This window comes from Cytobacillus firmus (assembly GCF_023715565.1).
GTDB classification, from domain to species: Bacteria; Bacillota; Bacilli; order Bacillales; family Cytobacillaceae; genus Cytobacillus; species Cytobacillus firmus_C.
Genome location: NZ_JAMBOJ010000026.1, coordinates 24,965 through 50,418, shown reverse-complemented (window position 1 = coordinate 50,418; position 25,454 = coordinate 24,965). Strand labels below are relative to the sequence as shown.

At 42.5% G+C, this 25,454-nt stretch carries 24 protein-coding genes; all 24 read right to left on the bottom strand.

From position 1 onward, the window contains the following. Positions 1 to 74: 74 nt before the first annotated feature. The gene (locus M3205_RS12325) at positions 75 to 482 is read right to left on the bottom strand and encodes a MaoC/PaaZ C-terminal domain-containing protein (RefSeq protein WP_251170182.1); all 408 of its coding nucleotides are present in this window, start codon (positions 480 to 482) and stop codon (positions 75 to 77) included. Further along, complete coding sequence (locus M3205_RS12320; protein WP_251170181.1) at positions 479 to 928, bottom strand: MaoC family dehydratase N-terminal domain-containing protein; 450 nt, start codon at positions 926 to 928, stop codon at positions 479 to 481. Before M3205_RS12320 ends, M3205_RS12325 begins: the two co-directional genes overlap by 4 nt. Positions 929 to 950: 22 nt before the next feature. Further along, positions 951 to 1,715 carry a 3-oxoacyl-ACP reductase FabG gene (fabG, locus tag M3205_RS12315; RefSeq protein ID WP_251170180.1) on the bottom strand — a complete coding sequence of 255 codons (765 nt, stop codon included), beginning with the start codon at positions 1,713 to 1,715 and terminating at the stop codon, positions 951 to 953. 36 nt (positions 1,716 to 1,751) lie between these two features. After that, positions 1,752 to 2,927, bottom strand: coding sequence for an acyl-CoA dehydrogenase family protein (locus tag M3205_RS12310; RefSeq protein WP_251170179.1), 1,176 nt, complete (start codon positions 2,925 to 2,927; stop codon positions 1,752 to 1,754). Positions 2,928 to 3,157: 230 nt separating this feature from the next. Continuing rightward, a complete protein-coding gene (locus M3205_RS12305; RefSeq protein WP_251170178.1) occupies positions 3,158 to 4,357 on the bottom strand; it encodes an iron-containing alcohol dehydrogenase in 1,200 nt (399 codons plus the stop codon). A 40-nt stretch (positions 4,358 to 4,397) separates the two neighbouring features. Further along, positions 4,398 to 5,924: a class I adenylate-forming enzyme family protein gene (locus tag M3205_RS12300; protein ID WP_251170177.1), complete on the bottom strand. Its 1,527-nt coding sequence runs from the start codon at positions 5,922 to 5,924 to the stop codon at positions 4,398 to 4,400. A gap of 48 nt (positions 5,925 to 5,972) precedes the next feature. Continuing rightward, positions 5,973 to 6,917: an MBL fold metallo-hydrolase gene (locus M3205_RS12295; protein ID WP_251170176.1), complete on the bottom strand. Its 945-nt coding sequence runs from the start codon at positions 6,915 to 6,917 to the stop codon at positions 5,973 to 5,975. Positions 6,918 to 7,114: 197 nt separating this feature from the next. Next, complete coding sequence (locus M3205_RS12290) at positions 7,115 to 7,894, bottom strand: enoyl-CoA hydratase/isomerase family protein (RefSeq protein WP_251170175.1); 780 nt, start codon at positions 7,892 to 7,894, stop codon at positions 7,115 to 7,117. Positions 7,895 to 7,910: 16 nt separating this feature from the next. Next, a complete protein-coding gene (locus M3205_RS12285) occupies positions 7,911 to 8,690 on the bottom strand; it encodes an SDR family NAD(P)-dependent oxidoreductase (RefSeq protein ID WP_251170174.1) in 780 nt (259 codons plus the stop codon). A gap of 178 nt (positions 8,691 to 8,868) precedes the next feature. Beyond that, on the bottom strand, positions 8,869 to 9,435 hold the full coding sequence (locus M3205_RS12280) for a TetR/AcrR family transcriptional regulator (RefSeq protein WP_251170173.1): 567 nt from the start codon (positions 9,433 to 9,435) through the stop codon (positions 8,869 to 8,871). Positions 9,436 to 10,098: 663 nt separating this feature from the next. Then, positions 10,099 to 10,500 (bottom strand): PaaI family thioesterase, encoded by a 402-nt coding sequence (locus M3205_RS12275; RefSeq protein ID WP_251170172.1) that lies wholly within the window; start codon positions 10,498 to 10,500, stop codon positions 10,099 to 10,101. 18 nt (positions 10,501 to 10,518) lie between these two features. Next, on the bottom strand, positions 10,519 to 11,298 hold the full coding sequence (locus tag M3205_RS12270; RefSeq protein WP_251170171.1) for an enoyl-CoA hydratase/isomerase family protein: 780 nt from the start codon (positions 11,296 to 11,298) through the stop codon (positions 10,519 to 10,521). 155 nt (positions 11,299 to 11,453) lie between these two features. After that, positions 11,454 to 11,666 carry a hypothetical protein gene (locus M3205_RS12265; RefSeq protein WP_251170170.1) on the bottom strand — a complete coding sequence of 71 codons (213 nt, stop codon included), beginning with the start codon at positions 11,664 to 11,666 and terminating at the stop codon, positions 11,454 to 11,456. A 38-nt stretch (positions 11,667 to 11,704) separates the two neighbouring features. Further along, on the bottom strand, positions 11,705 to 12,913 hold the full coding sequence (locus M3205_RS12260; protein WP_251170169.1) for a thiolase family protein: 1,209 nt from the start codon (positions 12,911 to 12,913) through the stop codon (positions 11,705 to 11,707). Positions 12,914 to 13,041: 128 nt separating this feature from the next. Beyond that, entirely contained in the window at positions 13,042 to 14,019 is a 978-nt protein-coding gene (locus M3205_RS12255; protein WP_251170168.1) for an electron transfer flavoprotein subunit alpha/FixB family protein, read from the bottom strand. A 13-nt stretch (positions 14,020 to 14,032) separates the two neighbouring features. Then, entirely contained in the window at positions 14,033 to 14,806 is a 774-nt protein-coding gene (locus M3205_RS12250) for an electron transfer flavoprotein subunit beta/FixA family protein (RefSeq protein ID WP_251170167.1), read from the bottom strand. 13 nt (positions 14,807 to 14,819) lie between these two features. Next, entirely contained in the window at positions 14,820 to 15,698 is an 879-nt protein-coding gene (locus M3205_RS12245; protein ID WP_251170166.1) for a 3-hydroxyacyl-CoA dehydrogenase family protein, read from the bottom strand. Continuing rightward, positions 15,688 to 17,310: a long-chain-fatty-acid--CoA ligase gene (locus tag M3205_RS12240; protein ID WP_251170165.1), complete on the bottom strand. Its 1,623-nt coding sequence runs from the start codon at positions 17,308 to 17,310 to the stop codon at positions 15,688 to 15,690. Before M3205_RS12240 ends, M3205_RS12245 begins: the two co-directional genes overlap by 11 nt. Positions 17,311 to 17,331: 21 nt before the next feature. After that, positions 17,332 to 18,342 carry a TAXI family TRAP transporter solute-binding subunit gene (locus tag M3205_RS12235; protein WP_251170164.1) on the bottom strand — a complete coding sequence of 337 codons (1,011 nt, stop codon included), beginning with the start codon at positions 18,340 to 18,342 and terminating at the stop codon, positions 17,332 to 17,334. 24 nt (positions 18,343 to 18,366) lie between these two features. After that, the gene (locus tag M3205_RS12230; RefSeq protein WP_251170163.1) at positions 18,367 to 20,325 is read right to left on the bottom strand and encodes a TRAP transporter permease; all 1,959 of its coding nucleotides are present in this window, start codon (positions 20,323 to 20,325) and stop codon (positions 18,367 to 18,369) included. A gap of 34 nt (positions 20,326 to 20,359) precedes the next feature. Next, the gene (locus tag M3205_RS12225) at positions 20,360 to 21,136 is read right to left on the bottom strand and encodes an SDR family oxidoreductase (protein WP_251170162.1); all 777 of its coding nucleotides are present in this window, start codon (positions 21,134 to 21,136) and stop codon (positions 20,360 to 20,362) included. Between the two features lie 6 nt (positions 21,137 to 21,142). Then, positions 21,143 to 22,291: an acyl-CoA dehydrogenase family protein gene (locus tag M3205_RS12220; protein WP_251170161.1), complete on the bottom strand. Its 1,149-nt coding sequence runs from the start codon at positions 22,289 to 22,291 to the stop codon at positions 21,143 to 21,145. Between the two features lie 258 nt (positions 22,292 to 22,549). Next, positions 22,550 to 23,461 (bottom strand): ketopantoate reductase family protein, encoded by a 912-nt coding sequence (locus tag M3205_RS12215; protein WP_251170160.1) that lies wholly within the window; start codon positions 23,459 to 23,461, stop codon positions 22,550 to 22,552. Positions 23,462 to 23,472: 11 nt separating this feature from the next. Then, the gene (locus M3205_RS12210) at positions 23,473 to 25,149 is read right to left on the bottom strand and encodes a sigma-54 interaction domain-containing protein (protein WP_251170159.1); all 1,677 of its coding nucleotides are present in this window, start codon (positions 25,147 to 25,149) and stop codon (positions 23,473 to 23,475) included. Between the last annotated feature and the right edge of the window lie 305 nt (positions 25,150 to 25,454).

Below are 25,454 nucleotides of genomic sequence, written 5' to 3'. Positions count from 1 at the left end.
TGATAATCCCTCTTTGAGAATGGATATATACCCAGCAAATTACTGCCGGGTATGAGCATCCAGAATTAAATTCATTAATCGTAATAAGTATTAAAAAATACATCTCCCTTTATTACTTCGTTGCCATTTTGGTTTACAGCCTTTACCTCGAATCGAGAAATGCTGCCATTTTTTTCTGTGAGCTCTGCTTTAAGCGTAATCACATCATTCAAGAAAACCATTCCTTTAAATCGAATTGTATAATCCTGAATAAAGCCCTCCTGATAATAAGAACTAAATAGCTTTGCCAGATTTCCCATTGTCCACATTCCATGTGCAATAATTCCCGGCAGACCAGCTTTTGCTGCTTCACTGTCGATCGTATGGATCGGGTTATAGTCGCCTGAAGCTCCAGCATATTTAATCAAATTAAGCCGGTTGACCGGTTCAAGCTGAATATCCTCCAATTCGTCCCCTATATGAAGCTTTTCAATAGCTATCATCCGATCAGCACCTTTCTTACGGCTTCTGTGATAATGACGGTTTGTGTTGAGGTAAAAACAACTTTTCCCATCTCGTCTTCCCCAAAGCTTTCAAGTACAAGAAAACCCATCTCGCCATGAGTTCCCTTTTTCTCAAAATAATTTTTTACCTCTGAATAACAGATGATTTCTTCCCCTACCAGCAATGGTCTTTCATAATGATAAGTTTGTTCCCCATGTATAAGGCCTTTATTTGGAAGGTTGAGTCCCTCTATCGTTCCGTAATCAAACACCCTTGGAAAGGTTGGAGGGGCAATATTCCGGTTATACCTTGAATTCCTGCCCGTTTCTTCATCAACAAAAATCGGATGCATATCACCAATTGCTTCTGCAAATTTTTTGATAGCACCACGCTCAACAATGTTTTTCACTTTTTTGGATCGCTTTCCTATATGCTGCTGGAACAATTAATCTTCACCTCACTTTTATTTAATTCTTAGGGCCGCCTGCAACGTAAATAACCTGGCCGTTAACAAAGGATGAATTCTCATCAGCAAAAAATGCCACCGCATTAGCAATATCCGCAGGTTTTCCGCTTCTGCCGACTGGAATATTTGCAACACTGGCTTTAATAAGATCATCAAAAGAAATACCTATCCTTTTGGCTGTTTCTTTTGTCATCTCTGATTCGATAAAACCGGGAGCAACCGAATTGGCCGTAATCCCATATTTTCCGAGTTCAATTGCGAGCGTTTTAGTGAATCCCTGCAGCCCTGCCTTCGCAGCTGCATAATTTGCCTGTCCCCGATTACCAAGGGCGGAAGTTGAAGAAATATTAATGATCCGCCCAAACTTTTTTTCAACCATGTATTTCTGAGCAGCCTGTGATGCATAGAATGACCCTTTAAGATGTACATCCATGACGGTTTGCCAGTCAGAATCCGTCATTTTATATAGAAGATTATCTCGGATTACACCAGCATTATTGACCAGTATATCTATTGAACCAAATGTCTCATGAACTTCCTTGAATGCATCGTTAACCTGCTTAGGGTCAGTAACATCTGCAACCTTTGCATAACAATCGTATCCTTTTTCCTGCAGCTCTTTTGCTGTTTCTCCTAGGGCTTCCTCGTTCAAATCTATAAATGCGACTGTAGCCCCTTCTTCTGCAAAGAGCTGAACGATCCCTTTACCAATTCCTCGGCTTCCCCCAGTGATAAAAGCTACTCTTCCTTCAAACCTGCCTGCCATTTTCATCCTCCCTTTCCTTTCTGAAAATATTTATTTCTATACGAATTGGCCAAGCTTAACGTGGCCTTTTATCAGATTTCTTGCAATGATCATACGCTGAATTTCATCTGTTCCATCATAGATTCTCCACAATCTGGCTTCACGGTACCATCTTTCAATAGGCAATTCCCTTGTATAGCCCATTCCCCCATGGATTTGCATTACACGGTCTACAACACGATTGCCCATATTCGCGCCATAAAGTTTCGCCATTGACGCCATGTGGCGGTTATCCTCGCCTGCATCAAGTGTATAAGCTGCATTTAGTACTAGCCATCTAGCTGCTTCAATCTCTACTGCAGAATCAGCAATCTGCCATTGAATTGCTTGTCTTTCGGCAATTGGTTTTCCAAATGTAACGCGTTCTTTTGCATATTCTATGGCCATTTGAAGCAATCTTTCTGCGGCACCAATCGCTCTAGCTCCAACCACCCATCTTGCAAAACCGATCCATTCCAGCCCCAGATTATAACCTCCATCTACTTCACCTAAAATATTTTCTTCCGGGACTCTGACATTATCAAACACGAGACTTGCTGGACCCCATTCACCCATCGTATGTATATACTCAGATTTCCAGCCCATGTCCCGGTCAACTATAAAACAGGTAACTCCTTCACGGCCTGTTGCCTGATGCTTTTCTTTATCAGTAATCGCAATGGCCATTACAAAATCCGCTTCATTCCCGCCTGTAATAAAAGTCTTTTCGCCATTTAAAACCCACTCATTGCCTTCCTTTACTGCAGTCATTTTAATATTGCGTGTATCTGAACCGGCTCCAGGTTCAGTCATTGCAAAGCATGATTTTTTTTCACCCTCAATAGTTGGAATTAAATATTTTTGTTTCTGCTCGTCATTTGCATAGTATAGGATATTATCAGCAGATCCCCCAAATTGAAAAGGAACAAATGTCTTAGATACTTCCATTAGGACGATTGCCATCATCATCTGTCCCAAATCCGCTCCGCCATATTGCTCTGGTGTATTAATCCCCCAGAAGCCTGCTTCCTTTGCCTTTAGTTGCAGTTCTTTCAACTTACCTGGCGGAAGGCTTGGTTTTCCTTCTCTTTCATTTCTTAGGACATCATTTTCAAGAGGAATTAACTCCTTCTCAACAAACTTGCGGATTGTTTTCTGAACCATTTTTTGTTCTTCAGTAAGGCGTAACTGCATTCCTTTCACTCCTATCTAATCTTTTAGACTTTTAATTATTTTCTATTAATCTTTAAAATTGGATTTTCGTATACATACCTACCGGTTGGTATGTATACTTATTCTAGATTGAAATTTCAGAAAAATCAAGTTATTACTCTATATTTAGTACCGTTTAACTTAAAATTTCCACCTTTAGCTTAGAAAGACCAAAATTCAGAGGCAGCCACAAACGATCAATTTGCCAACCTCTATTTTATATGAATAGGTGCAACCTTAAGGCCAACAGCCTTGATCAGCTCCTTCGGTATTGGAAAAGCTGCAGCAGCAGGGTCGTTTTCTACTGCTTTCTCTGCATGCTTTAGCCCCTCTTCCGTAAGACTGTAAGCTGAAAAATCACGCGGAAGACCAGTCTTATGCTGAAGCAGGCGCAGTTTCTTAATGGCTTTTTTCAAGATTTCTTCCCGATCCTCACTTTCACCTGTCCTGACATTCAGAGCGCAAGCTAGATCCATTATCTTAGGAAGATACAGGTCTGGCAGCATTTCCATGACCACAGGAAGGAAAACTGCATTTGCCAGGCCATGGGGAATCCGAAAGAGAGCTCCATAAGCATGAGCAAAATTATGAACTGGGATGGCATTTAAAGCACAGCTAAATGCGGTAATACCCATTAAACTGGCATAAAGCATTTCCATCCTCGCATGAATATTTTCCCCGTTTTTAACCGCGACAGGCAGGCTTTGTTCAATCAGCTTTATGGCCTGAAGTGCATGCGCATCTGTCAAGGCAGTCGCATTCGGTGAAGCCAGAGCCTCAATGGCATGTGTCAATGCATCGAATCCTGTATATGCTGTAATGGCAGCCGGCAGTCCGACAGTGAACTCTGGATCCAGAACGGCTATATCGGAACTAATGTATGGATTGATGATGTTGCCTTTCATTTTGGTATTTTCATTGAAAATTACCGCAATGGGGGAAACCTCCGAACCAGTACCTGCAGTTGTAGGCACGGCAATATGCGGAATCGGTATATGGTTTGCATCTGGAAATTGTTCAAATAATATGCCCTTGGGAATCACCGTCTTTATATCTGACAAACCTTTATGCATTGCGTATTTTACCCCTTTAACCGTATCCAGGACGCTTCCGCCCCCGACGGCCAGCAGCGCATCAGCGCCAACTTTCCTTGCATAAGAGGTAGCACTGTTTACCGAGCTGCTCTCTGCATCCCGAGAAATATCTAGATAAATCCCTACTAGTTCTGGTGCAGAAGCAGATTCAAAAATTTTCAATACTTTTTCCACTATACCTGCTTTCTCAAGACCCCTGTCACTAAATAGAACAACCCTTCTTGCACCTAAACCGCAAAATAAATCAGGTATAAGGGCCCGGGAATTTGCACCGCTGTAAATAACAGTGCGCTGTATAAACTGAGATAATGCTTGCATACTATCACATCCATAACCATTATAATTTTTGCTGGATGTCTTATCCGGATGTAATACTTCCTGCAATTGATTGCCTTAAGCGGGTCTTAAGTATCTTTCCTACACCATTTCGTGGCAGGGACTCTACAAAAATAATCCTTTTCGGTGTTTTGTTCTTTGCAAGATAATCCTGGCAATATTGAATCAAGTCACCTTCAGTCACTGATGCACCTGCCTTTTTAGCGACACATGCAACGATCTCCTCCCCCATTCTTTCATCAGGGATCCCTATGACAGCAGCTTCAAATACCTGTTCATGCCCACTCAGCAGCTCTTCAATATCACGCGGATAAACATTGAACCCACCCCTGATAATTAAATCCTTTTTGCGGTCCACTATATACAGATAGCCATCCTCGTCTAACCTTCCCATATCCCCTGTATGCAGCCAGCCGTCTACTAATACTCGGCTTGTTTCCTCTTCATTCTGATAATAGCCAGGAGTAACATGATCACCGCATACAATCAGTTCCCCAACCTCTCCTGCTGGCACTTCCTGCCCATTACTGTTTACAATTTTTATTTTCGTTCCTGGAATCGGTATTCCAACTGACCCCGGTTTAACCGTGATTTTTTTATTATGGGCAGTAACCACAGGAGCTGCTTCAGATAAGCCGTATCCTTCAAAGACTTTGGCATTGAACTTTTTCTGGAATCCGTTCAGAAGCGCAATAGGAAGGGGTGCAGAACCGGACCCGACCCATTCCAGAGAGGAAGTATCATAGTGATCTGCATGTTCACTTGCGAGCATCGCATGAATCATTGCAGGTACGGCAGAAAATGCCTTAACCTGATATTTTTCAATGGCTTTAAACACCTTGACGGGATCAAATTTCGAGAAAACGACGACAGAACTTCCAGTTATATAGCTGACGTTTGAAATCGTAAGTCCATATACATGGGCAAGCGGCAAGACACCGATTGTTGCACCACGTTCAGTTTGGTTATGGACAGCGGAGTTAACTGCATTCGAAAACAAATTTTTATGGGTTAAGAGGACACCTTTGGGATTCCCTGTTGTTCCTGAAGTGTATAAGATCACAGCGGTATCTTCCTCCCTTGGATCTGGAACACTCTTTAAATTTCCAGGATCAGCTGACATCATATCGTAAAGATTTGTCATGCCCTTCCCCGAAGGAATGTCTGCAACGAGCATTAGAGGCTTGCTATCCAGTCCCTCGAGGGCATTTTTTACATTTTCCGCTGTGTATGAGGAGGTAATAATCACTTTTGCTTTACAGTTTTTGATTATAAAATGAATTTCCTTTTGATGGAGGGTAAACATGATAGGGACAATGACAGCACCGCACCTGGTGATTCCCTGATAGGAAAATATTACTTCAGGACAATTAGGCATACATACGGCTATACGGTCCCCAGGCTTGACTCCAAGTTTATGAAGGCCATTGGCGATTTGGTCAGCAAAGTTTATTGTTTCCACATTTGTATACTTCTTTTCTTCATAATAAATAAATGGGTACTCTCCGAATTCACTGACATTCCTATCAAGTAAATCCTTCAGCTTCATAGTATCCACTCCTTTTATAATATTGAAAGAAAGCAGAGTGACAAAACGCTATTTCAACTGATAGTAATATACTTTCTCTGTGTCCTCCCTCTCCACTTCCTGTCTTTGTTCCATTAAATCCAGGTGCCCCTGTATTTGCGAAAGCCCAAGAAAGACCGTTTTTCCTTTTAAGCGCGGATAAAGCCCCTGACAAAGCTCAAAAACATTTTTTTTGCCATCCTTTAATAAATGGTGAATTTGGCTGCAGCGGGACTCGTGCTCAGCCAATCTTCGGTCTATCAATTTAGTATGATGATTGAATGACTTTCCATGACCTGAGAAGCAAGTTTGCAGCGGCAACCTTTTAACCCGTTCTAAAGACTCCCTATACTGAATAAGCGGTTGGGGCCTCTGCCGTTCATCTGGGGGCGGGGGCTCCACAAAGGCGTTTACAGATATTTCCTCAATTAAATGATCGCCCATAAACGCTGAACTGCTTACAGCGCTCCAAAGAAGAATATCTGTCTGGCTGTGACCGGGAACATGCATGACATGGAATGGCTTTCCCCCTATATGAACCTCGTCTCCATCATGTAAATAATGAACATCTGTCCAAGTCTCTTCCTTATATTTTCGATTATGCTGATGCAGCATGTGATCTGCACCGCATTGCTCAATAAACTCGCTGAAAAATAGATTTATTCTCTGAAACTCTACTTCCCCTTTTGTAATTACATGCTTTGCTTCCTCATGGACATAGACCGGCAGCCCGGATTCCTGCTGAATCAGGCTTACACCTCCTGAATGATCAGTATGCATATGAGTTAACACGATACGGTCAAAATCCTTAAACCTTAGCCCCTGTTTTTTTAACTGGCTTCTTAATTGAAAAAAAGACCTCTCTCCCGGATTTCCTGTGTCTATAAGGGTCGCTGAATCACCCAGAACTGCATAAACCATGACAATACCTTCAGAGAATGGGGAATCCAGCGTAAGCGGGACAATCTTCTCCATAAAACATCCCCCTTTCGGTGAAGTATAATGAGCAAGGCTGAACCCTGAACATTGATGAGTAAGAACATTGAATTTGAAAGGCATATCTATGTGAAATTTATGAAAATGCTTTTATCCTCAAAACAGCCAGCTTTTTCACAGGTTAGTCAGCCGATTCAGGCAGGCCTTCTCTTATGTCCTGTCAATGGATGGTCTCCTTATTTCCCTTTAAATACAGGAAATCTTTTTTCCTTGAAAGCCGCAATGCCCTCGTGATGGTCCTCAGTTGAAACCATGAGCGTTTGTGTAATTCGCTCCTGCTCAAGGATTTCTTCAAGAGTGGACGTTAAGGAGTGGTCTACAAGCTTTTTAATCATTCCATAAGTCATCGTTGGCCCTTCTGCCAATTGGCTGGCCATTTTCTGAGTCTCGGCCTGCAATTTCTCCGCAGGTACGATACAGTTAATAACGCCCATTTGATATAGCCGCTCAGCCTTTATGGGTTCAGCTGTGAAGAAGAATTGCTTGGCCAGATGGGGTCCCAGGAGTCTAGATATAAAATAAGAGCCGCCACCATCAGAAACAAGCCCCACTTTGGAGAAGCTTAGTGCGAATTGACTGTCGTCTGCAGCAATAATCAGATCACATGCAAGTGCCAGATTAAAACCAGCTCCCGCTGCAAATCCGTGAACAGCTGCTATGATTGGCTTACCGGATTCTTTCATCGATAGAATGCATTGATTCAGTCTGCCTATATGCTCGTAAACACCAGTTCCGTTTGCCTGGCCCATGGATTTCACATCTCCTCCGGCACTGAAGGAGCGTCCTGTACCGGACAGGACGATCACTTTTATATCAGGATTGGTGCCGGCCTCGCGAATCGCTTCCGTTAAGCCCAAAATCATCTCAGGGCTGAACGCATTTAAACGGTCCGGCCTATTTAAAGTCAAGTTCAGAATTGCTCCGGTTTGATTTATGATTAAATGCTCATTTCTCATTGCATTCATCTCCCATTTATTTAATTAGCCAGCCGCCATCAACCAGGACATCCGAACCAGTCATATATGAAGCCTCACTGGAAGCAACAAAACTAATGACATTAGCTATTTCCCCCGGCTCTCCTGCCCGTCCAAGGGCGGTATTCCTCCGGATCGCTTTTACAAACTGTTCATTCTTCATTCCCTGCTCCGTTAAAGGGGTTATGGCAAATCCCGGTGAAACTGAATTAACCCTGATTCCAAACGGAGCAAGCTCAAGTGCCAATGCTCTCGTAAAATTAATTACTCCCGCTTTTGCAGCGCTATAATGTGGAATATGCGCACCAGCCTGATGACCGGATAAAGAGGCAATATTCACAATGGATCGGTTCTGTATAAAATCTCCATCTGCACTAGATGAATCAGCCATCAGCTTCCCAAGCAGCTTTGAGACGAGGAAAACACTTTTCAAATTGGTATTTTGCACAAAGTCCCAATCTCTCTCTGAAGTATCCATAATCTTTGAATGAACCGATCCGCCAGCATTGTTGACGAGCACATGCAAATCTCCATATTGTTCCTTTACAAAATCGGCTAATTCACGGACATCATCTTCATCTGTAACATCTGCAGTGAAAACATCTGCCCTAGGAATTCTATTCGCCTCATTAATTTCCATGGCAGCTTTCTCAAGTTTTGATGCTGTACGTCCTACTAGAATAACCCGGGCACCTTCTTTGGCGAGCTTAAATGCTGCAGCTTTTCCTATGCCGCTTCCGGCACCTGTTACAAGAGCAATTGAGTCTGTAAATCTCATGAACACTCCCCCTTGATTGTTGATTTGGGTTTATAATACAACCCAATACTGAATGTTCAGTTTTTAAAATAAATCGCTGGTTTCTTATTATAAACTGCTGTTGCCAGATTGAGGTTTTTCATACTAACCGGTAGGTATGCAAAGCCCAGAGAGAGAAGACTGGCCTCTCTTTAATATCTCAATCCACTTGAATACCCCTAAGGATCATTTCCACAAACGTTTCGGCTATCTCACGATCAGATGAACTGCCAGCTGGGTTAAACCAATGATAGCTCCAATTTGCTGCCCCAAGAATGCCAAGGGTGATAATGGAAGGATTTAAATCCTTACGGAATTCTCCGTTATCGATTCCGCCTCGAACAATTCGTTCAACGTTGAGCCTGAATTGATCCCGCTTTGATACAATTTGCTCCAGCCGGTCTGCACTCAAATGCCGCATTTCCCTGAAGAAAATTTTCGCAGAAGAGCCTTTTGTTTTAATGCTGCTGATCAGCATATAAACAATATCGAAAAGTTTTTGCTTGTAGCTTAATTGCTCATCCTCAAGGATTTGCTCCTGCCTATAAAGCAATTCATTAATGTATCCAAGATGAATATCCATTAACAGTTCTTCTTTACTGGAAAAATAATAATAAAATGACCCTTTCGTCACACCAAGAGAATCAACAATATTCTGTATAGAGGTATCTCTAAAGCCCTTTTCTTCAAATAGTTTTATGCTTTGCTCCGTTATTCTTTCCTTCACTATGCTGTCCTCGCAATCTTACTAATATTTACAAGGAAATTATATCACATCCCCTCTATCCCATTGGTCTCCTATTTTTGATTAAGGCTCTTTTCTCATGTATTACTGTTTTTGCTAAAGAGAGGTACCCGTTGATAAAATCCGTTTCACTTAACGAAACAGCCTAAATTATGTTTTTTTCTCTTAGGATTCATTCACCTGTCCCTGTTGATATAAATTTTTTTATGCTGATGAAAGAAAGAATTTACACAAGGAACATCGCCTCGTATTACATGTTAAGCCTTCCCCATCTACTGTAAGCGTGGCCCTCGTAATGAATGATGATCCTCGGATGCAAGGAACAATACTTTCCTGCTAATCTCATATATTTCCTCCTTCTGTCCCGGTCTTAACAGTTCAGATACTAACCGGTAGGTATGTATTTAAATATATTATAAGCATAATATTGAATTATTCAACAATTATTCTAAAAATTACAAAAATAAACCGAAATCCTGAGGGTATATGTATTTTAAAATTATCTTAAGAATCCTTTTCATTCTATTAACTTTTCGCCAGGTTCTTCTTAAGTTAGCTGAGGTTACTTGCCTGATCCTCTACAAGGAACTCCGGGAATCTGAGTGAGCTCCTGAATAATTACCAAAGAGGAACCTGACACTTATTTTAAGAACGCAACAGCTTAAAGTTTCCTAACCCTTTTGCCAGAATTTCACCTTTTGAGTTTTTAATTTCTGCTTCCATAAAGGCTAGCTTAAAACCAAGCTTCAGAATTTTTGATTCTGCAATAATTTCACCTTCTGATACCGGTGCGAAATATTGGGTCGTCAGGCTGGTTGTCATGCACTTTTCCTTTGTAATAGCTCTTAGAAGCATCCCTTGTACGTAATCAAGCATCGTTGCATGAATTCCTCCATGCAGTGTACCATTTACATTTAACAGCTGCTCCCTAATCCTAAGCTTTAATTTCACTCGGTTATCATCAAACTCTATGATTTCAAAACCAATATGCTTAAAAAAAGGACTATTTTCGAAAGTGGCTTTTATACCGTCAGCAGTCGACTGCACATTTTCACTCCCCTTATCTTATTTTGAAAGGAATTCCGGTTTTCTTTTTTCCAGGAAAGCTGCTGCCCCCTCTTTCTTATCCTCTGTTGAAAATAGCACTGCCTGAGCAAGCTTTTCAATCATTAAACCTGTTTTTTGATTTGTTTCAGCTCCAGTATGGACTGCTATTTTCGCCATTTTCACAGCAAGAGGGCCTTTTGTTAATATGATCCGGGCTATTTCCTCTGCTTTTGCCCGCAGATTTTCGGGTGACACTACCTCTGATACCAATCCAAATTGATATGCCTCTTCACTGTCAATTACTTTTCCAGTCAATATCATTTCAAGTGCTTTGCCTTTTCCTGCAAGTCGTGCCAGCCTCTGAGTTCCCCCTGCTCCCGGGATAATTGAAAGATTTAGCTCCGGCAGCCCAAATTTAGCATTGGATGAAGCAACACGTATATCGCAGGCAAGAGCAAGTTCACATCCCCCGCCAAGTGCAAAGCCATTTATCATCGCAATGGTAGGCTTCTCGTACATTTCAATATAGTCATAGACCTGCTGCATCCCTCCCGGTTTAAATACATCTAAAGCGCTCTTCTGCTTGAGCTGACTAATGTCTGCACCTGCAGCAAAAGATTTTTCTCCCTTCCCTGTAAAGATGACACAGCCAATCATTTCATCTTCCCTCAGCATGTTAAGGGCAGAAAGGATATCCTGCAGCGTTTCATAATTTAAAGCATTTCGAAGATCAGGTCGGTTGATGACTATATAGGCAAGACTGTTCTTTTTTAAGACTTCAATGTTTTCATAAACCAATTAAAAAACAGCTCCTTTACTCATTTTTATAGGATATTAATTTAAAGCTTGCCTGGACGTTTGCAATCATTCTGCCAGAAGCATCGAGGATCTCTCCTTCCCCAAATGCCGATTTAGCCGTACTATGCACGACTTTTGCCCGGCAGAATAGAATATCATTTTTTTGCAGAATTAATAATGTTCGAATGCAGCTGAAGAGTTACAGCAAAACACTTTGCCTTTTCGGAAGCGGCTGTTCCAATCGCAGTATCGAGCAGTATCTGAAAAACGCCTGCACCAATGTTCTCTTCATCTAATAAATGCTCCTCTTCTAGAACACTTTTAATAACAATGATTCCATTCTCATCAGGCTTACGTTTAAAATCCAAATGGTCAAATAATTAGGAATGCCTTTCTTTCATCTACATCACACCCTCTGATCTTTGGCAATATTTTCAATTAAGATAGCCATACCTTGGCCTCCACCTACACAAAGGGTTGCGATTCCATATCGTTCCTCCCTGCGGATCAGTTCATGCATTAGGGTTATAACAATACGGGCACCTGTAGACCCTACAGGATGACCAAGGGCAATTGCCCCGCCATTTACGTTCACTTTATTCGGATCAAGACCCAATTCTCTAATTACAGCAAGAGATTGAGAGGCAAATGCTTCATTTAGCTCAAAAAGAGCAATATCGTTAATGGATTTACCTGTACGTTCAAGAAGTTTTTTGACTGCAGGGACTGGACCTATTCCCATAATTTCTGGTGACACACCTGCTGCAGCCCAATCAATGATCTTGGCAAGAGGCCGCTGGTTTAGCTCTTCTGCTTGCTCGCTTGACATGACCAATACAGCTGCAGCTCCATCATTTCGCCCGCAAGCATTCCCAGCCGTTACTGTCCCATGGTCTCTGAAGGCCGGCTTTAATTTAGCCAGTTTTTCCATGGTAGTTTCAGGACGGGGATGCTCATCTGTATCCACTAAAATGGAACCTTTTTTTGATTTGATTTCGTACGGGGCAATTTCCTCCTTGAATCTTCCTTCTTGAATGGCTTCATGCGCTTTTCGCTGGCTTTCTAATGCAAAAGCATCCTGGTCTTCCCTTGCAACTCTATATTTTTCGGCTACATTTTCTGCGGTGATGCCCATGCCAAGGTTTTCACCATAAATTTCCTTGGGCTGCTGTCCTGCTTCAATATTAGAGTCAATCAATTTTGCCCGGTCTCCGCCAAAACGGGCTCCCCGTAAATACATAGGTGAACAGCTCATGCTCTCCGTTCCGCCTGCCACAACAATATCCGCCTGTCCAGATTGAATTTGCTGAACAGCAGAGGCAATTGCCTGCATCCCGGATGCGCATAAACGATTAACAGTGAACGCAGGCGCTGTTTCAGGAATGCCTGCCCTTAAAGCTGCAACTCTTGCCACGTTCGATGATTCTGTTGATTGCCGGACTTCCCCTAAGATGATCTCGTCAACCTGTTCTGCTTTAAGTCTCGCACGACCTATCGCTTCTTTAATTACGTGGCTGGCCAAATGTCCTGAGGTGACTTCCTTCAAAGCTCCGCCATAACGTCCAATTGGGGTGCGTACCCCGCTGACAATGACTATTTCTTTCCGAACTGCCATTTCCATTCTCCTTTTACCTGCAAATTTATTTCTTGGCCATTTCAGCAAGCATATGAGAAACAGCCTGGTGTTCTATAATCGGAACATTAAATTGAAGTTATACGAATCTATTGATCTTTCAAAGTACGCTATGCTTTTATTAGCAACGCTTTAAGCTCTCTAACAAGCATTGGCACCACTTCAAATAAATCTCCTACAATACCGTAATCGGCTACCTTAAAAATGTTTGCTTCCGGATCTTTATTAATGGCCACAACTACTTTTGAATTCGACATTCCGGCCAGGTGCTGGATAGCACCTGAGATTCCACAAGCGATATATAGATCGGGTGTGACCACTTTTCCTGTTTGTCCGATTTGGAGTGAATAATCACAATATTCCGCATCACATGCACCGCGTGAAGCCCCAACTGCACCGCCAAGCACATCAGCAAGTTCCATAAGCGGCTTGAATCCCTCAGCACTTTTCACTCCGCGCCCACCAGACACAATGACTTTTGCTTCTGACAGGTCGACATCCTGGACAGCCTTTTCTGCTACTTCACGGACGACGGTGCGCAAATCATTAATATCCGCGGAAACAGCAAAAATCCCTCCTTCTCGTGATACATCTTTTTCAAGCGGAGGAATGTTATTGGGCCTTATGGAAGCCATCAAAACACCATCCGTTATAATCTTCTTTTCAAATGCTTTTCCAGAATAGATAGGCCGTGTAAAAATAATATTGTCACCCTCTGCTTCAATGGCAACAGCATCAGAGATCAGTCCCGCGCCCAGCTTGCTTGCCATTTTAGGAGATAAATCCTTTCCTAGCGCTGTATGCCCAAAGATAATAGCTTCCGGTTTTACTTGATCAATAACAGCAAGAAGGGCTTGGGAAAATCCATCAGGCGTGTAGGCAGCAAGCTTAGGATCCTCAACAATGACAGCTCTGTCTGCACCATAATGAATCATCTGCGGTGCAAGACCGCGTACCGATTCACCCATCAGCACGGCAGTCACTTCTCCGCCTTCAGCGACCGTTTTCGCAGCAGCTATCCCTTCAAAAGATATATTTCTTAATTCTCCATTGCGGACCTCTCCAAGAACGATTACTTTTCTCGACATGTACATTCCCTCCTCAAATTACTTTTGCTTCTGAGTGAAGCAGATTGATTAGCTCCTTTACCTGATCCTGAGGCTCCCCTTCAAGAATACGGCCGCCTTCTTTATTCCGAGGCAGATAAATGTCAATGGTTTTCGTTTTTGCCGCTGCATCGTCTTCATCCAAATCGAGGTCATCAATTTCCAATTCTTCCAGCGGTTTTTTCTTCGCCTTCATAATTCCCGGCAAAGAAGGATAGCGTGGTTCATTTAATCCTTGCTGTGCCGTAACCAGCAGCGGAAGAGACGCTTCAATGGTTTCCGAGCTGCCCTCAACGTCCCTGATCATGTTCACATCTCGTCCCTCTATTTCAATTTTTGTAATAGTCGTAACGTAAGGGATGCCCAGAAGATCAGCAACACGGGGTCCGACCTGACCGCTTCCGCCATCAATCGCAACATTCCCTGCGAAAATTAAGTCTGCTTCCTTATCCTCTAAAAACTCAGCCAAAATTTTTGCTGTTGTAAACTCATCACCTATCTCCAGGTCATCTTCAATATTAATCAGCACGGCTTTATCTGCCCCCATTGCCAAAGCTGTTCTCAGCTGTTTTTCTGCATCCCCGCTGCCAACGGAAACCACTGTTACTTCCCCGCCCTGGCTGTCCCGAATCTGAATCGCTTCTTCTACTCCATATTCGTCATAGGGGTTAATGATAAATTCTGCTCCATCCGAATTGATCTCTCCGCCGGAAATGACAATTTTCTCTTCAGTATCGAAAGTCCTTTTTAATAAAACGTAAATATTCATCCATATCCCTCCGTTACACTTTTGCCTCTGGGGCAGAATAAGTATAGAAACCTTTTCCAGTCTTTCTTCCAAGCTCGCCTTTATCATATTTCTCCTGGACAATCCTTGAAGGTTTGTCTCTCTCATCTCCACTTTCCTTGTAGCGCTGCATTCGGACCAGATAATTTACATCAATTCCTGTCAGATCCATTAAAGCAAATGGTCCGATCGGATGGTTGAGTGCTTTCCGGCAAACGATATCAATATCTTCATGACTGGCAATTCCGTTTTCAAGAAGATAGACGGCTTCGTCCATCAGCTTTCCCAGAATCCTGTTTGCGACAAAGCCTGAAATTTCTTTATTTAAAAGGACTGGGTACTTTTGGATGGACTTTACAAATTCCATGGCTGTCTCAGTCGTTTCAGCCGAGGTATGAGGTCCTCGGACAACTTCAACAAGCTCCATGACCAGTGCCGGATTAAAAAAATGGACATTACACACTTTTTCCGGCCTTCCCGTTGCATCAGCGAGCTTAGAGCTTACAATGGTAGAACTGTTCGTGGCTATGATGGCATGTGCTGGCGCAAGCTTATCAAGCTTTGAAAATAGCTCTCTTTTAATCTCAAGCTTTTCTACAATCGCTTCAATGATAAAATCAGCATCGCCTAATTCATCAAGGGAATCGGTAAACTGTATTCTGCTGAACGCTGCTTCAGCAGATTCCCTCGTAAGCCTTCCTTTTGAAACCCTTTTTTGCATTTGTTCATCCAGCATTAGCCTGCCTTTTTCCAGGTTATCATCACTTACATCCTGCAGGATGACGGAATAGCCGCCCAGAGCACATACCATTGCAATTTGAGACCCCATTGTTCCAGCGCCAATCACTCCGACTTTTTCAATCTTATTCGGCATTGTTCTTCTCCCCTTTCTCAAGCTCCTCTTTTACAAGCAGCCTTTTCAAAAGCTTTCCGACAGTGTTCCTTGGAAGTGCGCTGCGAACCTCAAATATTTTTGGAACCTTATAGGGTGTTAATTTTGAGTAACAGTACCCTTTAAGTTCATCAATATCGATATCTCTTCCGCTTTTTGGAACAACATAAGCCTTTACCAGCTCCCCATGCTCCTCATTAGGGATGCCGGCAACTGCTGCTTCCTGGATATCCGGGTGTTCATACAGGACCCCTTCCACTTCCTGAGGATAAATGTTGAAGCCTCCTACAATGATCATTTCCTTTTTTCGGCCAACAATATAAAAATAGCCGTCGTCATCCATCATGGCGAGATCACCTGTATAAAGCCAGCCGTTCTGAAGGGCTGCAGCCGTTTCTTCTTTATTATTCCAGTAGCCCTTCATGATCTGAGGCCCTTTGATCAGCAATTCCCCGACACATTTTGGACCTAGTTCATTTTTGTTTTCATCAACGATCATGCAGTCCGTTTCAGGCATGGGAATCCCGATACTGGCAATCTTTCTGATTCCAAAAGGGGGGTTGCGATGGGTGGAAGGGGATGCCTCCGATAATCCAAATCCTTCCCCAATGGTTGCCCCTGTCAATTCTTCAAATCTTTTAATGACCTCAACAGGAAGCGGGGCCGATCCTGATGAACAGGTTTTCAGACAATTTAAACCGTATTGTTCTATCCCCGGGTGATTCACAAAGGATATATACATTTTGGGTACTCCCGGAAAGAAAGTAGGCCGATATTTCTTTATGTTTTCCAGCACCTTATTCACGTCAAACCTTTTACATAGCAGGATTCTTGCTCCTATATAGATTCCAAGATTCATTGCGCTAGTCATGGCATAGACATGATATAAAGGGGTCGCGGTGAGAATGGTCTCCTCACCGGTAATCATATTTCCGTTATACATATTAAAACTTTGAATCACATTGGCAACCAGGTTGTAGTGTGTCAGCATGGCACCTTTCGTCTTCCCGGATGTGCCCCCGGTATACTGAATAACTGCAATATCTTCATGTACATCAATTTCCGCTGGAGTATCGATTGGAGCTGAGAACGGAATCAGCTCATCCAGCGTTTTGCACCCTTCCGAATTCCCAACTTCAAACTGTGAACCGATTATGAACCGGAACTGGTAAAGCTTGTTCACCTCGAGAATTGTTTTTCTTGATAATGAATCCCCAACGATATAGGATACCTCTGAGTCATTTACTATTTGCAGAAGTTCTCTTTCCGTATACATCGGATTGATTTGGACGACCGTGAGACCCAGTGCCTGGGCTGCATAATAGCAGATGATGTAATCAGGATGGTTAGATAGCATTAAGCCTATCCGCTCACCCTTTTGAAATCCCATCTCCTGAAAACCTCCTGCAAGCCTGTCAACCTGGTCCTTCAGCTCCAGATAGGTTGTTTCTTCATTTTCAAAAATAATTGCTGTCTTATCTCCATAATGAAGAACCGATTGTTCCAATACCCGATAAAGAGGAGTCTCCGTAATTTCAATGCTGGTATTTTTCTGATAATGCTTAAACCATGGCCGGTACTTTAAGTTATGCAAGGGTGCTTCACCTCCTTGTTCTTATTTTAGAACCCCTTTTTCTTCAAAATATTTTTTTGCACCAGGATGCAGAGTTTCAGGGTCAATACCATCAAGAACAGTTTCCAGAGTGAAATGCTTTGCCCTTTCAGGTATTTGCTTTTCAAAGGCACTCATATTATCCCAAAATAATTTTGTAAGATTGTAAACATATTCCTCATCCAGCTCTTTTTGAACTGTCAGCATTGAAACGGCAGTATAGGTTGGAATATCCTTCTCCTGGCCTTTATAGGTTCCGGCAGGCAAATTATCAAAGGATATTCCGTAGTCCTTTTTGCTAATGCTTTCAAGTTTATCTTGATCGATCGGCAGCACTTTTACAGGGTTTGTCATTTCAATCTCCTGCAGGGATGCAATTGCCGGAGCCCCGCCTCCAAGGAACACATCGACATTTCCATCTGCCAGCATGGAAGCCCCGTCATTATAATTCCCGTAGGAGATTTTGCCGCCGGCTTTCTTGATTTTCTCCTCGTCAATCCCATACTCCTCCATCATTCGCCAGAATGCGACTGGCCCGCCGCCATCCTTAGGTCCCAGAAAAATATGCTTGTCCACAATATCTTGGATAGAATTGATGTCTTCTGATTTCTGTAAAGTCGCGATTGTCTGATAGACCGGGTATAAGGAAGCCACACTTGCAATGGTGTCGACCTTTTTCTCAAAGCTGCCTTCTCCTTTAATAGCATCTGAGAAATCTGAGGTATAGTTAATGCCCATTTCTATATCACCGACATGCAGTGATTTTAAGTTGGCCGTCGATCCGCCCTCAATTTGTGATGCATTCAATCCGCTGAAATTGTCCATATAAACCTCAGACATAATGGTCGTAATCGGAAACCAGCCCGATCCCATCGGACCTGAACCGATTCGAAGGAATTTACCTGGTGCTTCAAGTTTTCCTTCTCCCCCTGAGACTTCTTTATCACCTGAACCGCATGCAGCCAAAAGGAACGTACAAATAATCAGCAATAGCGTTAAAGACAGTTTTTTCATGGTTCTTTCCCCTCTCCTTCTTTACTAAGCATTCAATTCTTTTGCATTGACCACTGCAGACGTCCGTTTGTTCATGAAATAAACGAGGATGAAAATGGCTATGCCCGCAATATCCGTAAACAAGCCCGGCACAACCAATGTAAAGGAAGAAATAAACAGCAAAGTCCGATGTAACAAGTTCATTTCATTGACCAGATAATTTTCTATTGCCGCGGAAAAAATAAAGCAGCTGAATAAAGCGCTTACAACCGCGAGCGTAATTCCTAAGACACTTCCTTCCTGCAGCAAAAGCTGCGGATTATAGACGAAAATGAAGGGGATGAGAAATCCGCCCGCACCGATCCGGATTGCGTAGAAGGCTGTAGCATTAGGGTTAGATCCGGCTATTCCTGCTGTTGTGTAAGCCGTAATGGCAACTGGCGGCGTCAGGCCTGACAGGACTCCAAAATAAAAAACAAACATGTGGGCTGCAATTAGATTCACACCAGCGTCAGTCAGGGCTGGCACTCCCAAAACTGCGAGAATGACATAGGCTGAAACAGTTGGCATCCCCATTCCAAGTACAATGGACGCAAGACCAATTAAGAGAAGCAGCGGAAATAATTGGCCGCCTGCAAGGTCAATGACAAACCTTGAAAAATTCAGGCCGAGTCCTGTAAGAGATACTGACCCGACAATAATGCCGGCTGTCGCACAAGCGGCAATTACGGCCAGTGACCCGCGAATCCCGTCTTCCAGCGCTGCCAGGATGGATAAAAGGTTCATCCTTGTTGACTTCCTGATCCAGCTGATGGCGATAGTCAGCAGGATCGCATAAAACCCTGCTTTCATCGGACTGTATCCGTACATCATTAAGCCAATAATGATGAAGATCGGCAAAAACAAATAACCTTCCCGCAAAAGGACCTTCTTCGGATCAGGCAGCTGATCTTCCGGTATTCCAGCAAGCTTTAGGCGCTTAGCATGAAAATAGACGATAAAGCCAGCAATCAGGAAATAGATAATGGCTGGAATAAGCGCATATAATGCCAGTTTAATATAAGGAATGCCGGTTGCTTCCGCCATAATGAATACTGATGCCCCCATGATTGGCGGCATAATTTGTCCGCCTTGAGAGGCTACAGCCTCAACTGCTCCGGCAAATTTCCTGGAATAGCCGAGCTTTTTCATCAGCGGAATCGTAAAAGAACCAGTTATGGCTGCATTAGCGGCTCCATTTCCTGTAATCGTAGAAACAAGTGCGCTTGCACCAACCGCGGAAAGGGCAGGACCACCTGTTTTTTTCCCAAGTGCACCAAAAGCAAAGTTGGTAAAGAACTGCCCGCCTCCCGATTTCATCAAAAACGATCCAAACACAACAAACAGCACCAGAATTGTCGAACTCACATAAATGGGCGAGCTGAAAATACCAAGCGTACTATTAAACATCTGGTCTATCATCTTGCCGTATCTTGCACCCGGATGTGCAAGGATGCCTGGGAAGTATTGCCCAAAAAAAATATAAACAAGAAATAACAATCCAATTAGCATCATGGCCAATCCATTCGTCCTTCGGGTTGCTTCCAGCACAAGGGCAATTAAAATCGTTCCAAATACCATATCATACTGACCGACATTCCCCTGCCTGCTCTGGATTCCTTCAGCTCCAAACAGACAATAGGCGCCTATGGCAAGAGTGAGGATAACAAACAGAACATCTATAACACTAAATTTCTTGCCTTTTCTAAACGGAAATAACAGAAATATTAAAAGCAATGCCCAGACTACGTGAATGCTTCGCTGTTCCCATGAAGGCAGAGTTCCAAATCCCGCCGTATAAACATGGAAAACCGACATCCCGATTGCCAACACCGAAATAATCAGCAAAAATACCCTGCTTTTATTCCAGCCCTCTTTTCGGGAATGCCATAGTTCCTCAATATAAGCAGGTTTCACTTTTATAGAAGTATCAATGACTTTCGACTCCTGTACTTGATTCATCATTATCCCTCCCCTAACGGTTATAGCAAATGGCGGACTAGAGCGAGCTGCCGCCATCAACTGCCAGAACTTGGCCAGTTACAAATGCACTGGCAGGGCTGGCAAAAAAAAGGGCAGCACCCTTTAAGGCATCATCATCCCCAATTCTGCCGAGCGGATTATGCTTTCTGATTTCATACCCTTTTTCGACCAGAACATGGTTTGTCATTTTTGTCGGGAAAAATCCTGGTGCAATCGCATTGACATGAATATTGTACTGACCCCATTTACGGGCAAGATCCTTCGTAAAGTGATGGACAGCTGCCTTGCTTGTGCTATAGCCTATTGCATTCAGCACCTCAGGCGATTCTGCTTTAATACCAGCCACAGAACCAATGTTGATAATTTTGCCTGATTGCCGTTCGATCATATGCTTACCTACTTCCTTTGTCATAAGAAACATTCCAGTCAGATTAACGTTCATCACTTTTTCCCAGGCATCGAGAGGCATTTCTTCAACTGCGGCCCCCCAGGTGGCACCACTATTGTTTACGAGTATGTCAATTTGTCCAAAATCGGTTAATACCTGCCTGACCGTTTCTTTGACATCGTTTTCATTTTGGATATTGCAGGCGTACCCTTTACCCTGAATATCGAATGTATCAGATAAGGTTCGGGCGGTCTCCTCGCACTGTTCAAGCTTGCGCGAACAAATGGCGATGTGACAACCGGAGGATGCAAATATCTCGGCTATTTGCCTGCCGAGCCCCCTTCCCCCTCCAGTAATCAAGGCAACCTTGCTTTTGATATTGAATAATTCAATTTGGTTTGCCATCCTTCATCAAACCTCTTCCAAAATTCTTCTGGCAATAATCAAACGCTGAATTTCGTTTGTTCCTTCATAAATCTTTGTAATCCTCGCATCCCGATAAAAACGTTCCACCGGATAGTCAGAGACGTATCCCATACCTCCATGAATTTGTACAGCTTTGTCAGCTACTTTATTAAAAACTTCAGATGCAAATAATTTCGCCATCGATGCTTCTTTGATCACTTTTCTTCCTTCATCAATCATCATCGCGGCCCGCAGAGTCAAGGCCCTTGCAGCCTCCGTTTCCGTCGCCATGTCAGCCAGCATCCACTGGATAGCCTGATTGTCTGCAATTGGCTTTCCGAACTGGATTCTTTCTTTTGCATAAGAGGAGGAAAGTTCGATCAATTTGTCACACGAGCCGACTGATCTGGCAGCCAGCCCTATACGTCCTTCGCCAAGAATTTTCAGTGCTGATATATATCCCATTCCAATTTCGCCAATTACATTTTCCTCTGGCACAATACAATCTTCAAAAATCAGCTGGGCCGTGTATGAACCTCGTAAACCCATTTTTTTATCCTGCTTTCCAATCGTGAATCCTGGGAAATTTTTTTCAACCAGGAAGGCTGTGATGCCTCCTTTGGCACCTTTTTCCTTGTCAGTTAAGGCAAAAACGGTAAAAACATCTGCCACTGGTGCGTTTGTAATAAAATGCTTTGTTCCATTAATAATCCAGTTACTTCCCTTTTTCTCTGCGCGCGTTGCCAAATTTGTGGCATCCGATCCAGCACCTGGCTCAGAAAGAGCGAATGCAGCAATCTTATTACCTTCCGCCATATCAGGCAAATACTTTTGTTTCAAGTACTCAGAAGCGAGCTTAACGAGTCCTGTGCTGCCAATTCCGGTATGGGCACTGATCAGGCTGACGAAGCCGTTGTGTGTTCTCCCCAATTGTTCAAGAACAACTGCTTTGCCAACAGCATTTAATCCAATACCACCATACTCCTCGGGAATGCTCATTCCGAAGAGGCCCAGTTCTTTTGCCTTCTCAATCAAATGCTGCGGTATTCTGTCCTCTTCTTCAATCTGCTGGGCAAAAGGCTCAACTTCCCTTTCTACAAAGTGTTTTACCATTTGTTTCATTTGTTCAATTTCCAGCGGAAGTGCTGCAATCATATGTATGTCCTCCCCTATTTTATTTATATACATCAATATGCAATTACCGTGCCAAGTCTAAGAGTTCGCTATTCGCAATAGTTTGAATATTTTTTAAAAAATAAACTAATTCATTAATGAATCAAAAAAATAGATAGATAGACAAATTATGAAGTATACCGCATGATTCAAAATTGAATCACAGAATACTATTTTGAATTAATCATCATTTGCAAAAAAAAAACCACTATTTTTAATAAATAGCAGTAGAGGATTGTTTTAATATGCATTTGTTTCTAAAAATTTAAGAAGACTGTGTATGGCTTCTGTGTATGGCACTGAGACTTCACTTTCTTCAGCTTTTCGAATGAGATAGCCTGTCAAAGCATCTGTCTCTAATTTCTTGCCGTTTAATAAATCCTGGAGCATGGATGTTTTATGGCTTTTTGCCCTTTCTGAGCGAATAATGAGGTCTTCAGAGTAGGTGGGAGGGAAGCTAAGCCCTAGTTTGCCGGCCACCTCGATCCCTTCCTCACAAATTCCTTTTGCCAGCTTTTTCAGTTCCGGGCTGTCCAAAATTTCGCCAACAGAAGCACCGGTAACAGCTGATAAAGGATTAAAGGTGATATTCCAAATATACTTTTTCCATTTTGCTTCTATAATAGATTCCGATACTTTGGCAGGAATATCCGATTCTGTAAACAGTTCTGCATATAGGCGGCTGTCATCTTCTCCCTGTGCACTCAAACTTCCAAAAACAAGCTGGTAAAAGCCGGTTTGCTGAATCACTCCGTGGCCCTTCGTTTGAGCCTGCACATAAGTAGCAGCAGAGAATACCCGCTCCGGACCAAACACAGAGCTTAATATTTCTTCATTGCTGACTCCGTTCTGCAGCGTTAATATATGGGTTTTAGGACAGCATACTTCAGCAATCTGGCGGGCAGCATTAAGTGTATCAACAGATTTGACGCAAAATAAGATGAGGCTGGATCCTTTTAAATCATTTACATCATTTGAAAAACGGCCGTGCACATGGATGAGTTCATTATCTTTATAGACCTTCAAACCTTCCTGCTGCATTTTCTCCAAATTTTTTCCTCTTGCAATAAAGATTACCTCATGGCCCGATCTTTTCAGCAAACTCCCAAAAAAACCTCCTACAGCTCCAGATCCCATTATTCCAATTTTCATAAGTCACTCCCCTATACATTATTAACGAAATTCAAATTATACTTTTTTAATTTTCTTACTATTGTCGGCTGACTTGTATCAAGTGCCTCTGCCAATTCATATGTTGTGCTGTATTTTTTGACAGCCAGCTGGAGGACCTTCTCCTCTGCCAATTCGGCTGCTTGCTTTAGCGTCATCATTTCATTTACTTCAATGGCTTCACCATTCTTATTTTTATACTCTGCAGGCAGATGACTTAAAAGTAGGTTATCTTCATCCGTAATAAGGACGATTCTCTCGATTAAGTTTGCCAGTTCACGAATATTCCCCGGCCATGTGTAATGATAAAAAAACTCCTTAAGGCTTGAGGAAAGCTTCTTATGTACTTTATATTTGGTGTTCATTAATTCAAGATAATATTCGGAAAGCGGCAAGATTTCATCTTTTCGATCACTGAGAGGGGGAATTGAAATCGGTATCACATTAAGACGATAAAACAAATCTTCACGAAAATCTCCATTCAAAACCATTTCCTTTAGGTTTCTATTTGTTGCAGCGATGATGCGTACATTCACTTTCTTTGGTTTGGTTCCCCCAATCCGCTGTACCTCTTGCTCGTGGAGGATTCTCAAGAGCTTAACCTGTAATTGAAGGGGCAGCTCACCTATCTCATCAAGAAAAAGAACTCCTTCATCGGCCATCTCGAACATGCCGGCCTTCCCTTTAGAACTGGCACCTGTAAAAGCACCAGCTTCATAGCCAAATAACTCGGATTCCAGGAGGTCAGGCGGTATGGCCCCGCAATTAATCTTAATCAAATCACCGCTTTCGCTTCGATCACTTTGGTCATAAATATACCGTGCCAGAACGTCTTTCCCAGTCCCAGTCTCACCAAGTATCAGCACTGTAGCATCTACATTGGATATTCTGAAAGCGGTATCATAAATCCTCTTCATTACTTTGCTTCTGACAATAACACCCTTAGCACCGTACGCCCCTCCTTTCAGCCTTTCGATTTCCTTTTTGTAGCTATTATTTAATTGATTCGCCTCTAGCAGAGCCGACTGTAGGTCATTCAACTCGGATAAATCCCGAATATTGGTAACAATGCTTTGTATTTCACCTTGCTCATTAAAAACGGGATTTCCGGTTAACAGGACCTCTTTTCCTAAAAAATTTTGCTGGACAAGGGAGACGCTTCGTTTTTTCTCAAGAACCTGGTGTGTTACTGAATTTTTCAGGATCCCTCTCTTCATTAAGGCATCGACTTTTTTCCCTAAATAATATTCTTTGGGAATCCCAGTTAATCTTTCAATCGCAGAATTTGTTTTGATCGTAATGCCTTCCTTATTCGTAATATAAATGCCGTCATAAGAATTTTCGATCGTAGCATCAAGCTCCCAATTCACACGCTTCGCTTCCCGCAACTCCTCAATTAAGGATGTCAGCTCCGAGGAAAACGTTCCTATATAGACGATGTCTTGAGAATCAGCCAGACTGCTTTTTATGAACATACAATTTTTATTCTGATAAGACCCATGAATCAGCTGTCCTCCTCGTAACTCAACCCAGCTTTCAAAGACATCTCGAATATACATATGATCGATTTCAGCTATAGATAAGCTTTTCCGGAAGAATTCGTTGCAATAGGAAATGCAATCGTCAGGAGATGCGATAAAGAAAGGAAACGGAAGTTTATCTGCCACCATAAGATCACCTCAATTTTAGCTTTTTGTTTTTAAGAGCATTACTATATATTTCTTCGATTATTTTATTTTCCCTTTATCCCTTTTTTATCTAACACGTAAAAATCGCTCAAAGCTAAAGCAAAATGGTATCCTTTTTCAAAAGTAAGTGCTATAACAGGCACTTTAATGTTTATCCGTCTTCTATTTTGATAGGATGCTAGTTGTTTAGAATTCCTCGAGGAGAAACTGATCACAGTAATTCTTAGACATTGCCGCAAACCTGCGGCTCTTTTGTGTTTGAATTTTTTCTTGGCTGGGCAAAATAT